Source organism: Streptomyces sp. NPDC059166, from assembly GCF_042755185.1.
In the GTDB taxonomy this organism is placed as follows: Bacteria; Actinomycetota; Actinomycetes; order Streptomycetales; family Streptomycetaceae; genus Streptomyces.
The window spans coordinates 17,585-30,863 of the sequence record NZ_JBHZCI010000021.1; the positions used below are offsets into that span (position 1 = coordinate 17,585).

Here is a 13,279-nt window from a genome sequence, read left to right on the forward strand (position 1 = left end):
TTGAGAAATGAGCCGCCGCACCATGTCCGAACCGCTGTTCCGTGACCCCGCGATGCCCGTCGCCGACCGGGTGCGCGACCTGCTGTCGCGGATGACGCTCACCGAGAAGGTGGGCCAGGTCAACCAGCGGATGTACGGCTGGGACGCGTACGAGCGCACCCCGTCCGGCCACCGGCTGACGGACGCGTTCCACGCGGAGGTGGCCGCGTACGACGGCATGGGCGCGCTGTACGGGCTGCAGCGTGCCGACCCGTGGTCCGGGGTGACCGCGGAGACGGGCATCGGCGCCGGGGACGGGGCGGGGGTCTCCGACGCCGTGCAGCGGCATGTCGTGGAGAACACCCGCCTCGGCATCCCCGTCCTGATGGTGGAGGAGATGCCGCACGGACACCAGGCGCTGGACGGGACGGTCCTGCCGGTCAATCTGGCGGTGGGCGCCACCTGGGATCCGGAGCTGTACGAGGAGGCCGCCGCCGCGGCCGCCGCCCAGCTCCGGGCCCGGGGCGGCCACGTCGCCCTGGTCTCCGCCCTCGACCTGGTGCGGGATCCGCGCTGGGGCCGGGCGGAGGAGTGCTTCGGCGAGGATCCGTATCTGGCCGCGCGGTTCACCGAGGCGCTGGTGCGCGGTGTGCAGGGCGGTCCGGCCGGGGAGGGCATCGGTCCCGGCCGTGCGGCGGTCGTCCTCAAGCACTTCGCGGGTCAGGGCGCCACCGTCGGCGGCCGCAACAGCGCGGCGACCGACCTCGGGCTGCGGGAGCTGCACGAGATCCATCTGGTGGCGGCGCTGGCGGGGGTGCGGGCGGGGGCCGCCGGTGTGATGGCGGCGTACAACGAGTTCGACGGTGTGCCGTGTGCGGCGAATCGTGAGCTGCTGACCGGGATCCTCCGGGAGCGGTGGGGTTTCGACGGCCTGGTGATGGCCGACGGGCTCGCGGTCGACCGGCTGGTCCGGCTGGCGGGTGATCCGGCTGCGGCCGGCGCGATGGCGTTGCGGGCCGGGACGGACCTGAGTCTGTGGGACGACTGCTACCCGCGGCTCGCGGACGCGGTCCGGCGCGGCCTGGTCGACGAGGCGACGCTGGACCGGGCGGCCGGACGCGTCCTGGCCCTGAAGTTCCGTCTCGGGCTCTTCGAGCAGCCGTACACCACCGCGCGTCCCCCGGCGCCGGAGGACGTGGAGCGGCTGAGTGAGCGGGTGGCCCGCGAGGCGGTCACGCTCCTCACGCACGACGGTGCCACGCTGCCGTTGGCCGGGCGGGGACTCGGGACCGTGGCGGTGATCGGCCCGAACGCCGACTCCGTCCCGCAGCAGATCGGTGACTACACGGCCCCGCAGCGGCCGGGAGCCGGCCGCACCGTGCTCGCCGGTGTCCGGGCGGCCGCGCCGGAGGGCACCGAGGTGACCCACGCCCGGGGCTGCGAACTGGTCGGCGGCGACACCTCGGGCCTTCCCGAGGCGGTGGCCCTCGCGACCGCGGCCGATGTGGTGGTCCTGGTCCTCGGCGGCTCCAGTGCGCGCGAGCCGGACACCCGCTTCGACGCCAACGGCGCCGCGGTCGTCTCCACCGGCAATCCGGTGGGGATGACCTGCGGCGAGGGTGTCGACCTGGCCGAACTCGGTCTGCCGGAGGGCCAGTCGGCGCTGCTGGACGCGGTCGCGTCGACCGGCACCCCGGTCGTGGTGGTACTCGTCCAGGGGCGTCCGCACGCGTTGCCGGATCTCACCGGCCGGGTGTCGGCGGTGCTGTCCGCCTGGTATCCGGGCCCGTGGGGCGGGCAGGCCGTCGCGGACGTCCTCTTCGGAGCGGCCGAGCCGCAGGGGCGGCTGCCCGTCTCGGTGCCCCGCTCGACGGGCCAGCTGCCCGTGTTCTACAACGTCAAGGACCACGGGTACCGCGGCTACGTCGACCGGCCCGCGACCGCCCGCCACCCCTTCGGCCACGGGCTGAGCTACACGTCGGTCGAGTACGGCGCCCCCGTGCTGTCCCGCTCGGAGGTGGCGGCCGGCGAGTTCACGCCGGACGGCGCCACCGCGCCCGTCAGTTGCGTGGTGCGGGTCGCCAACACGGGGAGCCGTCCGGTGGCCGAGACCGTCCAGCTCTACGTACGCCGGGTGCTGGGCGGGACCGCGTGGCCGCGGGTGCGTGAGCTGCGCGGCTTCGCGAGGGTGGACCTGGCGCCGGGTGCGGTCGTCGAGGTCACCTTCGCTCTGGACGCGGGGACCCTGGCGTCGTTCACGTACGAGGGCGAATGGGCCGTGGAACCGGGCGAGTTCGCCATCGGCACCGGCCCGTCGTCCGACCGGACGGAGACCGCCGGGCTGCTGGTGAGGGAGTCCGGCGGGCGCTGACCGCGGGCCGGACGGGGTGCGCCGGCGCCTCGGTGGAGGGGCGTCCGGGCGCGCGGCTCACCGCACGCGTGCGGTCGAGCCCTCGTCCTCCTCGTCCTCGTCCTCGTCCGGGACGTGGACGTCGAAGACGTTGATGTTGATCTCGACGACCTCCAGGCCGGTCATCGACTCGACCGCGTCGGTGGCGTTGGTCCTGATCCGGTCGGCGAGCTTGTGGATCTGGACCCCGTACTCCACCTCGACGTCCACGTCGATCGCCGTCTGCTTCTCGCCCACCTCGACCTTGACGGCGCGTCCCGCCCCCGAGGAGCCGGAGCGGCGTCCGGTGACCGCGCCTATCGCCTTCGACGCCCCCCGGCCCACCGAGTGCACGCCTTCGGTGTCGCGGATGGCGATTCCGGCGATGGTGGCCACGACCCCGTCCGCGATGGTCGTCGTGCCGCGTCCGGTCTGTTCCGTGTTACCGCCCACATCAGCCATGACTGCCTCACAGAGAGTTCGGTGCGACGGGCCGGCCCGTTCCTCACCGGCCCCTCGTCTCACTGTGCGCCTGCCCGCGCCGTGCCGCCATCGGGGTGACAGGGCGCTCCGGACCGGCACTCTCCGCCACCTGGCTTCCTGGCCGGACCGCCGGGAAGCGGCACCCTCCGCCACCTGTAACCCGGTCCGGACCTTCGGCCGGAGCCGGACGGAACCGCCGCGCGCGACCCGGACCAATCCGGTGCCACGTCGGCTCCGAATCATCGGTGAGGGTCCGGAACCAGCCCTCACCTCCCTGTCCTGGGGCGTGGTCCGCCCACGCCCCAGGACAGCACCTGGAGCGCGCGGTCCCGCCGCTCCCCGTCGCCGGCACGGCCGCCTCCACCGTCCGCAGCCTCCATGCCGTGGGCCGGGGTGAGTGAGCAGTAACCCTCGGCGGACTCGTGGTGAGCCACCCGCACCGCTCCCTCCCGGGCTCCGCCCGCCTCGCGTGGGCGGCGGCGTGCTCAGCATCACCCTGGACAGCCACCATGACCGCCGGGTAACTTCGGAAGGGTCTGAGCAAGCGCTTAGCCACCGCGACCGAAGCCGAAGCTGACACCAGGAGGCACCCCGTGCGCCGTACGGTTTACAACGAGGACCACGAGGCGTTCAGGGAGACCATCCGCGCCTTCATCGAGGCCGAGGTCGTCCCCGTCTACGACGAGTGGTTCGCCGCCGGCCAGGCGCCCCGCGACTTCTACTACAAGCTCGCCGAGCTCGGCATCTTCGGCATCGAGGTGCCCGAGGAGTACGGCGGCGCGGGCATCGACAGCTTCAAGTTCGAGGCGATCCTGTACGAGGAGACCGCGCGCGCGGGCATCTCCTTCGGCGGCTCCGGTGTGCACGTCCTGCTCTGCCTGCCCTACATCAAGGCGTACGCGACCGAGGAGCAGAAGAAGCGCTGGCTCCCGGACTTCGTCTCCGGGAAGACGATGTACGCGATAGCCATGACGGAGCCGGGCACCGGTTCCGACCTGGCCGGCATGAAGACCACCGCCAAGCTCTCCGAGGACGGCACGCACTACGTCCTCAACGGCGCCAAGACCTTCATCACCGGCGGTGTCCACGCCGACAAGGTCATCGTCTGCGCCCGCACCGACTCCCCCAAGCCCGACGACCGCCGCCACGGCATCTCGCTCCTGGTCGTCGACACCAAGTCCGAGGGCTACTCCGTCGGCCGCAAGCTCGACAAGCTGGGCCTGAAGGTCTCCGACACCGCCGAGCTGGCCTTCGTGGACGTCAAGGTCCCCGTCGAGGACCTGCTCGGCGAGGAGAACAAGGGCTTCTCCTACCTCGGCCAGAACCTCCCCCAGGAGCGCCTGGGCATCGCCGTCGGCGCCTACGCCCAGGCGAAGGCCGCGATCCGCTTCGCCCAGCAGTACACCCAGGACCGCACGGTCTTCGGGAAGTCCGTGGCGTCCTTCCAGAACACCAAGTTCGAGCTGGCCGCCTGCAAGGCCGAAGTCGACGCCGCCGAGGCCGTCTGCGACCGGGCGATCGAGGCGCTGGACGCCGGCGAGCTCACCCCCGCCGAGGCCGCGTCCGCGAAGCTCTTCTGCACCGAGGTCGCGCACCGGGTGATCGACCGCTGCCTCCAGCTGCACGGCGGCTACGGCTTCATGAACGAGTACCCGATCGCCCGCCTCTACACGGACAACCGGGTCAACCGCATCTACGGCGGCACCAGCGAGGTCATGAAGTCGATCATCGCCAAGTCCATGGGCCTCTGAGAACGGCTACGTTTCTCCTCCATGAGCGAAGCACTCGACTCCCTGCTCGATCTGCTCGACCTCGAGCGGATCGAGCAGGACATATTCAGGGGTCAGAGCCGTTCCGCGGTCGTGCCCCGCGTCTTCGGCGGCCAGGTCGCCGCCCAGGCCCTGGTCGCGGCCGGGCGGACCGTCCCGGCCGACCGGGGCGCGCACTCCCTGCACTCCTACTTCCTGCGTCCCGGCGACCCCGGGGCGCCGATCGTCTACAACGTGGACCGGATCCGCGACGGACGCTCCTTCACCACCCGGCGGGTGGTGGCCGTCCAGCACGGTAAGCCGATCTTCCATCTCTCGGCGTCGTTCCAGGTCCACGAGGAGGGCATGGACCACCAGAGGGTCATGCCGCACGCCCCGGACCCCGAGACCCTGGAGACGACCGAGGAGATGCTCCACCGGTACGTGGACCGGTTCGCCGATCCGCGGCTCGCCGACCGGCTGGTGGAGGCGCGGGCCGCCGTCGACCTGCGCTATGTGGACGCCCCGCCGTTCGCCACCGCCGGCGAACCCCGCGAGCCCCGCTCGCAGGTGTGGTTCAGGACGCGCGGCAAGCTGGCCGACGACCCGCTGCTGCACGTGTGCATGGCGACGTACGTCTCCGACATGACGCTGCTGGACTCCGTGCTGCTCGCCCACGGGCGCGGCGGCTGGTCGGTCGGCGACGTGGTGGGCGCCAGCCTGGACCACGCGATGTGGTTCCACCGCCCCTTCCGGGCGGACGAGTGGCTGCTGTACGACCAGGAGTCGCCCTCCGCGTCCGGCGGGCGGGGTCTCGGCCAGGCCAGGATCTGGACGGCCGACGGGAAGCTGGCCATCACGGTCATCCAGGAGGGGCTGGTCCGCGTCCCGAGGGCCTGACGGTGCGTATTCGGACATACTGCCCGTCATGAGTGACGACCGGTCAGGCGGCAGCGAGTCCACGTTCACCGTCGTCGTCGCGGCGGCAGCCAATCTCGGCATCGCCGCCGCGAAGCTGGTGGCGGGTCTCATCAGCGGTTCGAGCGCGATGCTCTCGGAGGCGGCGCACTCGGTCGCCGACACCGTCACCGAGGTCATGCTGCTGACCGCGCTCAAGCGCGGTGCGCGGCCGGCCGACGAGGACCACCCGCTGGGCTACGGCCCCGAGCGGTACATCTGGGCGATGCTCGCCGCCGTCGCGACGTTCGTCGGCGGGGCGGTGTTCTCGCTGTACGACGGCATCCACACCCTGGTGCGGGGTGAGGAACTGGGCGATCCCCTGGTCTCCTACGTCGTCCTCGCGGTGGCCTTCCTGCTGGAGGGCTTCTCCCTGCGTACGGGGCTCCGCCAGGTGCGCGGGGAGGCCGCGCGGCTGCGCGTCACGGCGCCGCGCTATCTGCGCCGGACCCCCGACACCGCCGTCAAGGCGGTCGTGCTGGAGGACTCCGCGGCCCTGGCCGGACTGGTGCTCGCGGCCGGCGGCCTGCTCGGCGGGCAGCTCACCGGTTCCGGGGTATGGGACGGCGTCGCCTCGGTCCTCATCGGCGTCCTGCTGGTGTACGTGGCCTGGGTGCTCTGCCGCTCCAACGCCCAGCTGCTGATCGGCCGGCCGCTGCCGGCCGGGATGCGCGCCGGGGTCCGCGAGGAACTGCTGTCCGTGCCGCACGTCCTGGAGGTCCTGGAGCTGACCACGCTGATCCAGGGGCCCGAGGAGGTGCTCGTCGCCGCGAAGATCGACTTCCGGGACGCCGCCACGGCCGGCGAGATCGAGTGGGCCTGCGAGGAGGCGGAGCAGCAGCTGCGGGAACGCTACCCGGCGATCCGCCGGGTGTACCTCGACCCGACGCCGGGGCGCGGCCGGAGGGCGCCCGGGAGCGACGTCGGGTCGTAGACATCCGGTGCCGGGTCGGACGGTGGGGCGTCCGGGGCCCGGAAGCTGGGTAGCCCGGTCTCGCACACCGAACCCGACCCGGGAGTGACGCCGTGACCGAGCAAGCGACGCCCATCGTCCTCGACCCCACAGCCCGCGACGCGGACGCGGAGCACGAGCTGTTACGCGCCCAGGGGCCGGCGGTGCGCGTCGACATACTGGGGGTGGAGGCCTGGTCCGTTACGGATCCCGCCCTTCTGAAGGAACTGCTGACCAGCCCCGCCGTCTCGAAGGACGCGCGCCGGCACTGGCCCGGCTTCGACCGTGCCGTGCGGAGCTGGCCCCTGGCCCTGTGGGTGGCGGTGGAGAACATGTTCACCGCGTACGGGGGCGACCATCGCCGCCTGCGCCGGATCGTCGCCCCGGCGTTCGGCGCCCGCCGGATGTCCGCGCTGAGACCGACGGTCGAGGCGATCGTGGAGAAGCTGCTGTCCGGCCTGGAGTCCTCCGCCCCCGGCGAGGTCACCGATCTGCGGGACACGTTCGCGTATCCGCTGCCCATCGCGGTCATCAGCCACCTGCTGGGAGTGCCCGACGAGCGGGCCGTCGAGTTCCGCACCCTCGTCGACGGTGTCTTCGACACCACCCTGGACGCCCAGGAGGCCGCCGCCAACACCACGCGGCTGTACGCACTGCTCGAAGGTCTCATCGACGCGAAACGGGCGGCCCCCGGCGACGACCTGGCCTCGGTGCTGATCGCGATGGGAGAGGAGGGGGCCCAGGGGCCGGGGCTGTCCGCGCAGGAGCTGCGCGACACCCTGCTGCTGGTGATCAACGCGGGATACGAGACGACGGGCAACCTGATCGACCAGGCCGTACACGCCCTGCTCACGCGGCCCGGCCAGCTCGCACACGTCCGGGAGGGCCGGGCGTCCTGGGCGGACGTCGTGGAGGAGACCCTGCGCCACTCACCGCCGGTCAAGCACCTGCCGTTGCGGTACGCCGTCACCGACATCGCCCTGCCCGACGGGCGGACCATCGCCGAGGGCGAGGCCATCCTCGCCTCCTACGCGGCGGCCAACCGCCATCCGGACTGGCACGAGGACGCCGGCACCTTCGACGCCACCCGGGTCACCAAGGACCATCTGGCCTTCGGTCACGGCATCCACTTCTGCCTCGGCGCCGCTCTGGCGAGGATGGAGGCGGAGGTGGCGCTCGGCGCCCTCTTCGACCGCTTCCCGGACGCACGGCTCGCCCCGTCGGAGGGGGACATGGCGCCGGTGGCCTCGCTGATCAGCAACGGCCACCGGACCCTGCCCGTCAGGCTGCGTCCCTGAGGACACCGCCCGTGAGGTCGACCGCCCGGACCGGCCTCGCGGGGCGCCGTCCGCCTCAGCGGAGGCCGGCGAAGAACTCCCGTACGTCCTCGGTCAGGAGCTCCGGCTGCTCCAGGGAGAGGAAGTTGCCGCCCTCGTCGAACTCGGTCCAGCGCACCACGTCGTGGTCGCGTTCGGCGAAGCGGCGGATCGCGACGTCGGAGGGCAGGGCGACGGCCACGGCGGTGGGGACGGTGCCGCGCTCCTTCGGAGCCCAGGCAGCGGGGTCGTGGGCCATCTCGTAGTAGAGGTGGGCCGACGATCCCGCTGTGCCGGTGAACCAGTACACGCTCACGTTGGTGAGCAGGGTGTCGCGGTCCACCGCGTCCTCGGGGAGGTCCTTCGCCGGGTCGGTCCATTCCTTGAACTTCTCGATGATCCATGCGAGTTGGCCGACGGGTGAGTCGTTCAGGCCGTAGGCCACCGTCTCGGGGCGGGTGGACTGGATGACGTTGAAGCCCATCTTGTCGTCGCGGAAGTGCTGGAGGCGCTCCAGCCGGGCCTGCTCGCCCTCGGTGAGTCCGGCGAAGTCGGCCGGGTCGTCGGAAGGGAAGGTGACCAGCCCGTTGACGTGGACGCCGATGACCTGTGCGGGGGCGATACGGCCCATCTCGGCGGCGGTCCAGGCGCCGCCGCCGTTGCCCTGGACGCCGTAGCGGTCGTAGCCGAGGCGGGACATGAGCTCGGTGAAGGCTTCGGCGATCCTGCCGGTGTTCCAGCCCTGCGACGACAGCGGGCCCGAGAAGCCGACGCCGGGTGTGGAGGTGACCACGACGTGGAAGTCGCGGGACAGGGGCTCGATCACGTCGGCGAACTGGACGAACGAGCCCGGCCAGTCGTGGATCAGCAGCAGCGGGGTGGCGTCGGCCCGGTCACTGCGGACGTGTGCGAAGTGGATGTCCTGGCCGTCGATCTCCGTGAGGTACTGCGGGAACGCGTTCAGCCGGTCCTCCGCCCGGCGCCAGTCGAAGCCGTCCGCCCAGTACGCGGCGAGTTCCTTCAGATAGCCGGAGGGCACACCTCGCGACCAGTCGTCGAGCCCTCGCACCCCGGTGTTCCAGCGGGTCCGGGCGAGACGGTCGCGGAGGTCGTCGAGGTCGGCCTGCGGGATGTCGACCTTGAAGGGGCGGACGGACGTGTCTGCTGCGGTCTTGCTGCTGTGCTCCATGGGTGAAACCATAGGAGGGATATAGGCACGGTTCATTCCTATCGGGACGGCGGGTCGCGAGCGATGCTGGAGACGTCGGCACGTCTGCTACGCCTGCTGTCCCTGCTGCAGACCCCGCGCGAGTGGCCGGGCTCGGAGCTCGCCGAGCGGCTCGGGGTGAGCGGCAGGACCGTACGCAACGACATCGAGCGGCTGCGCACCCTGGGGTATCCGGTGGACGCCACCCGCGGCACCACGGGCGGCTACCGGCTGGCCGCCGGCAGTGCGATGCCTCCGCTGCTCCTGGAGGACGACGAGGCCGTCGCGGTGGCTGTCGCCCTGCGCAACGTACCGGGGAGCGCCCTGGCGGGGGCGGAGGAGACCGCGCGGCGCGCGCTCGCGAAGCTGGAGCAGGTGCTGCCGTCACGCCTGCGGCGACGCGTCCGCACCCTCCAGGAGTACGCCGTGCCGGTGCCGGCGGACCGGCCCGCGCGGGGGGCGGACACCGAGCTGCTGATGACGCTGACCGCCGCGTGCCGGGACCACGAGCGGCTGCGCCTCGACTACCTCGGGCACACCGGGGCGTCGTCACGCCGGCTGGTGGAGCCGCAGCGCGTCGTCAACTGGGGCCGCCGCTGGTACCTGGTGGCCTGGGACGTGGACCGCGAGGCCTGGCGCACCTTCCGGGTGGACCGGCTCACTCCCCGGCTCCCGGCCGGCCCCCGGTTCGCCCCGCGCGAGGACCCGGAGGGCGGAGCCGCCGCGTACGTCGCGGGGAACGCGTCGGCGGCGGCCTGGCGCCACCGCGCACGGGTGACGGTGCACGCTCCGGCCGAGGCGGTGCTGGAGCGGATCAACCCGGCGGTGGGCACCGTGGAGACCGTCGACGCCGGCACCTGCGTCCTGGACACCGGGGCCGATTCCCTGGAGTCGCTCGGGGTGCACCTGGGGATGCTGGGCCTGGACTTCACGGTGACCGGCCCGCCGGAGCTGGTCGGGCACCTGCGGGAGCTGGCCGGGCGCTACGCGCGGTCGACCGAGGGCGCCAGTCCCGCCGCGTCCAGCAGGTAGTCCGTCATCGGGTCGTAGTAGCGCGGGTCGATGACGTGGTCGTCGAGGGGCACGGTGACCTGGAGGGTGCCCTCCGCCTCCCCGAGGAAGAGCGCGGGGTCGTTGCAGTCGGCGTATCCGACGGAGTCGACGCCGTACCGGCCGGCGCATCCGGCCCAGCCGTGGTCGGCCACCACGAGGTCGGGGCGGGGCCGGCCCTCGCGCTCCATGGCGTCGAGGATCGCGGCCATCGGCGCGGGCGAGTGGGTGTGCCACAGGGTGGCGCCGCGCTCCAGCACGGCGACACCGGCGAACTGGAGGACCCGGCCCTCGTCGGTCGTCAGGCCCTGGGGGATGCGGACGATCTCGCACCCGGCGGTCCGCAGCGCCTCCGCGGTCTCGCGGTGCACGTCGAGCAGTCCGCCGGGGTGGCCGGTCGCGAACAGCACCCGCTCCCCGCCGGCCGCCGCCTTGCGCAGCCGGGCCGCCATCCGGTCGAGGGCGTCGACGGTCAGCTCCGGGTCGATGGTGTCCTGCCCCTGCCGGTGCTCCGGATCGTCGTTGACCCCGCATCGCTCGGCCATCACGGCCAGGACGTCCTGCTCGTCGGTCCACCGGTCGCCGAGCTCCAGCCCGAGCCAGAAATGGCGGTTGCCGTTGGCGAGCTGGCGGTAGTGGGAGAGGTTGTTGTCGCGGGGGGTGGCGACGTCGCCCGCGATGCGCGTACGGACGAGGTGCTCGACGAGGGCGGCGCGGCTGGGTATCGGCATGCGCCCATTGTGCCGTGGGCACCTCGCCGCGCGCCCGGCGTCTCGTACGGCGGAACGCCCGCGGGCCCGCCCGCGGCGCGGCGCGGCGTCCTGCTCACGGGCCGCCGCAGGGTGTCAGCCCGCGCGGCCCGCCGCCTCGAACGCCCCCCGCGCCAGCCGGTGCAGCAGCGCCGCCGTGGCGGCGCGGTCCGGGAGGGCACCCGGACGGGTGAGGTGGGGGGTGGAGTTCAGCAGCCCGAACACCGCGTGGACGGTGACCCTGGCCTCACCCTCCGGGAGGGAGGGGTAGAGGGCGCGCACGACGTCCACCCAGACCTCGACGTACTGGCGCTGGAGCTGGCGGACGCGCTTGCGGTCGGTGTCACGCAGGCGGTCCAGCTCTCGGTCGTGCAGGGTGATCAGGGGGCGGTCGTCCAGGGCGAAGTCGATGTGCCCCTCGATGAGCGCGTCCAGGAGGGCGTCCGGGGAGTTCCCGGAGGCGCCGTCCTCGGTGACGCGCAGCCTGCCGCCCGCCAGCAGGCGCTCGCTGATACCGACGAGCAGCTCGGCGAGCATGGCGTCCTTGCCGGGGAAGTGCCGGTAGAGACCGGGACCGCTGATACCGACCGCGGCCCCTATCTCGTCGACCCCGACACCGTGGAAGCCGCGCTCGGCGAAGAGCCGGGCAGCCTCCCGGAGGATCTGCTCGCGGCGGGTGGGAGCCGCGACACGGGCGGCGGCATGGGTGCTCATGGGGATTCATTCTAGACAGGGGGGTTAGCGCTCGTTAACCTGAGCCTCACACGTTAACGCTCACTAACGTCATCCGACTACCGCGGTACGGGCAAGGGGGCTCGACAGGATGCAGCAGGCACCGGTCCTGGTGAGTGCGGCCGATCCCGCCTCGGAGGCCTGGCAGGCCAACGAGGCGGCGCATCACGCGCTCGCCGAGGAGCTGCGCACGCGGCTCGCCACGGCTCGTCTCGGCGGGGGTGAGAAGGCCCGCGCCCGGCATGTGGCGCGCGGCAAGCTGCTGCCAAGGGAGCGGGTGGACGCCCTGCTCGACGCGGGCTCACCCTTCCTGGAGCTGGCGCCGCTCGCCGCCGAGGGGCTGTACGACGGAGCCGCGCCGGCCGCCGGGGTGATCGCCGGGATCGGGCGGGTCAGCGGCCGGGAGTGCGTGATCGTCGCCAACGACGCGACCGTCAAGGGCGGCACGTACTACCCGATGACGGTGAAGAAGCACCTCCGGGCCCAGGAGGTCGCGCTGGAGAACCGGCTGCCCTGCCTGTACCTGGTGGACTCGGGCGGCGCCTTCCTCCCGATGCAGGACGAGGTGTTCCCCGACCGGGAGCACTTCGGCCGGATCTTCTACAACCAGGCGCGGATGTCGGGCGCCGGCATCCCGCAGATCGCGGCGGTGCTCGGTTCCTGCACGGCGGGCGGGGCGTACGTCCCCGCGATGAGCGACGAGGCCGTCATCGTCCGGAACCAGGGCACGATCTTCCTGGGCGGTCCCCCGCTGGTGAAGGCGGCCACCGGCGAGGTCGTGACGGCGGAGGAGCTGGGCGGCGGCGAGGTGCACTCCCGCGTCTCCGGGGTGACCGACCACCTCGCCGAGGACGACGCGCACGCGCTGCGGATCGTGCGCAACATCGTCGCGACGCTTCCGGAGCGCGGCCCCCTCCCCTGGTCGGTGGAGCCGGCCGAGGAGCCGAAGGCGGACCCGGCGGGGCTGTACGGCGCGGTTCCCGTCGACCCGCGCACGCCCTACGACGTGCGGGAGGTCATCGCACGGGTGGTGGACGGCTCGCGCTTCGCCGAGTTCAAGGCGGAGTACGGCCAGACGCTGATCACCGGCTTCGCCCGGATCCACGGCCACCCGGTCGGCGTCGTCGCCAACAACGGCATCCTCTTCGCGGAGTCCGCGCAGAAGGGCGCCCACTTCATCGAGCTGTGCGACCAGCGCGGCATCCCGCTGGTGTTCCTCCAGAACATCTCCGGCTTCATGGTCGGCCGCGACTACGAGGCGGGCGGTATCGCCAAGCACGGCGCCAAGATGGTGACGGCCGTGGCGTGCACCCGGGTCCCGAAGCTGACGGTCGTGGTGGGCGGGTCCTACGGCGCGGGGAACTACTCCATGTGCGGCCGGGCCTACTCGCCCCGCTTCCTGTGGATGTGGCCCAACGCCAAGATCTCCGTCATGGGCGGCGAGCAGGCCGCCTCGGTGCTGGCCACGGTCAAGCGCGACCAGATCGAGGGCCGGGGCGAGGAGTGGCCCGCCGCGGAGGAGGAGGCCTTCAAGGCCCCGGTCCGCGCCCAGTACGAGCAGCAGGGCAACGCCTACTACGCGACCGCCCGGCTCTGGGACGACGGAGTGATCGACCCCATGGAGACCCGGCAGGTGCTGGGGCTCGCCCTGACCGCGTGTGCCAACGCCCCGCTGGGCGAGCCCAGTTTCGGCGTCTTCCGGATGTGATGTGAGGAC

Annotated in this window: 12 protein-coding genes; 7 read left to right on the forward strand and 5 right to left on the reverse strand. The window is 72.5% G+C overall.

The window, feature by feature from the left end; genetic code table 11:
* The first annotated feature begins 22 nt into the window (after positions 1 to 22).
* On the forward strand, positions 23 to 2,350 hold the full coding sequence (locus tag ACFXOA_RS17515) for a glycoside hydrolase family 3 N-terminal domain-containing protein (RefSeq protein WP_385028543.1): 2,328 nt from the start codon (positions 23 to 25) through the stop codon (positions 2,348 to 2,350).
* A 57-nt stretch (positions 2,351 to 2,407) separates the two neighbouring features.
* On the opposite strand, the gene ACFXOA_RS17520 is transcribed toward ACFXOA_RS17515, so the two are convergent.
* On the reverse strand, positions 2,408 to 2,830 hold the full coding sequence (locus tag ACFXOA_RS17520) for an Asp23/Gls24 family envelope stress response protein (RefSeq protein ID WP_385028546.1): 423 nt from the start codon (positions 2,828 to 2,830) through the stop codon (positions 2,408 to 2,410).
* 287 nt (positions 2,831 to 3,117) lie between these two features.
* Positions 3,118 to 3,285 carry a hypothetical protein gene (locus ACFXOA_RS17525; protein ID WP_385028549.1) on the reverse strand — a complete coding sequence of 56 codons (168 nt, stop codon included), beginning with the start codon at positions 3,283 to 3,285 and terminating at the stop codon, positions 3,118 to 3,120.
* A 159-nt stretch (positions 3,286 to 3,444) separates the two neighbouring features.
* Between ACFXOA_RS17525 and ACFXOA_RS17530 the strand changes: the two genes are divergently transcribed.
* The 4 genes from ACFXOA_RS17530 (at position 3,445) to ACFXOA_RS17545 (ending at position 7,806) form a co-directional block, all read left to right on the forward strand.
* On the forward strand, positions 3,445 to 4,602 hold the full coding sequence (locus tag ACFXOA_RS17530; protein ID WP_385028552.1) for an acyl-CoA dehydrogenase family protein: 1,158 nt from the start codon (positions 3,445 to 3,447) through the stop codon (positions 4,600 to 4,602).
* A gap of 21 nt (positions 4,603 to 4,623) precedes the next feature.
* Positions 4,624 to 5,499, forward strand: coding sequence for an acyl-CoA thioesterase II (gene tesB / locus ACFXOA_RS17535; RefSeq protein ID WP_385028555.1), 876 nt, complete (start codon positions 4,624 to 4,626; stop codon positions 5,497 to 5,499).
* A gap of 28 nt (positions 5,500 to 5,527) precedes the next feature.
* Positions 5,528 to 6,490, forward strand: coding sequence for a cation diffusion facilitator family transporter (locus ACFXOA_RS17540; RefSeq protein WP_385028558.1), 963 nt, complete (start codon positions 5,528 to 5,530; stop codon positions 6,488 to 6,490).
* 92 nt (positions 6,491 to 6,582) lie between these two features.
* Complete coding sequence (locus ACFXOA_RS17545; protein WP_385028561.1) at positions 6,583 to 7,806, forward strand: cytochrome P450; 1,224 nt, start codon at positions 6,583 to 6,585, stop codon at positions 7,804 to 7,806.
* 55 nt (positions 7,807 to 7,861) lie between these two features.
* Here the strand turns inward: ACFXOA_RS17545 and ACFXOA_RS17550 are convergent, their stop codons facing one another.
* Positions 7,862 to 9,013: an epoxide hydrolase family protein gene (locus ACFXOA_RS17550; RefSeq protein ID WP_385028564.1), complete on the reverse strand. Its 1,152-nt coding sequence runs from the start codon at positions 9,011 to 9,013 to the stop codon at positions 7,862 to 7,864.
* Between the two features lie 63 nt (positions 9,014 to 9,076).
* Between ACFXOA_RS17550 and ACFXOA_RS17555 the strand changes: the two genes are divergently transcribed.
* Positions 9,077 to 10,063 (forward strand): helix-turn-helix transcriptional regulator, encoded by a 987-nt coding sequence (locus ACFXOA_RS17555; RefSeq protein WP_385028572.1) that lies wholly within the window; start codon positions 9,077 to 9,079, stop codon positions 10,061 to 10,063.
* Here the strand turns inward: ACFXOA_RS17555 and ACFXOA_RS17560 are convergent.
* Positions 10,015 to 10,812, reverse strand: coding sequence for a phosphatase (locus tag ACFXOA_RS17560; RefSeq protein WP_385028575.1), 798 nt, complete (start codon positions 10,810 to 10,812; stop codon positions 10,015 to 10,017). The two genes, ACFXOA_RS17555 and ACFXOA_RS17560, sit on opposite strands and share 49 nt — an antisense overlap.
* Before the next feature lie 114 nt (positions 10,813 to 10,926).
* Positions 10,927 to 11,544, reverse strand: a complete 618-nt coding sequence (locus ACFXOA_RS17565) for a TetR/AcrR family transcriptional regulator (protein ID WP_385028578.1) — start codon at positions 11,542 to 11,544, stop codon at positions 10,927 to 10,929.
* A 109-nt stretch (positions 11,545 to 11,653) separates the two neighbouring features.
* On the opposite strand from ACFXOA_RS17565, the gene ACFXOA_RS17570 reads away from it, so the two are divergent.
* Positions 11,654 to 13,270, forward strand: coding sequence for a carboxyl transferase domain-containing protein (locus ACFXOA_RS17570; protein ID WP_385028581.1), 1,617 nt, complete (start codon positions 11,654 to 11,656; stop codon positions 13,268 to 13,270).
* Positions 13,271 to 13,279 lie beyond the last annotated feature (9 nt).

Coding starts and splice junctions, on each gene's coding strand:
- ACFXOA_RS17515 (WP_385028543.1), top strand. CDS start 23: ATGTCCGAACCGCTGTTCCGTGACCCCGCGATGCCCGTCGCCGACCGG.
- ACFXOA_RS17520 (WP_385028546.1), bottom strand. CDS start 2,830: ATGGCTGATGTGGGCGGTAACACGGAACAGACCGGACGCGGCACGACG.
- tesB (WP_385028555.1), top strand. CDS start 4,624: ATGAGCGAAGCACTCGACTCCCTGCTCGATCTGCTCGACCTCGAGCGG.
- ACFXOA_RS17540 (WP_385028558.1), top strand. CDS start 5,528: ATGAGTGACGACCGGTCAGGCGGCAGCGAGTCCACGTTCACCGTCGTC.
- ACFXOA_RS17550 (WP_385028564.1), bottom strand. CDS start 9,013: ATGGAGCACAGCAGCAAGACCGCAGCAGACACGTCCGTCCGCCCCTTC.
- ACFXOA_RS17555 (WP_385028572.1), top strand. CDS start 9,077: ATGCTGGAGACGTCGGCACGTCTGCTACGCCTGCTGTCCCTGCTGCAG.
- ACFXOA_RS17560 (WP_385028575.1), bottom strand. CDS start 10,812: ATGCCGATACCCAGCCGCGCCGCCCTCGTCGAGCACCTCGTCCGTACG.
- ACFXOA_RS17565 (WP_385028578.1), bottom strand. CDS start 11,544: ATGAGCACCCATGCCGCCGCCCGTGTCGCGGCTCCCACCCGCCGCGAG.
- ACFXOA_RS17570 (WP_385028581.1), top strand. CDS start 11,654: ATGCAGCAGGCACCGGTCCTGGTGAGTGCGGCCGATCCCGCCTCGGAG.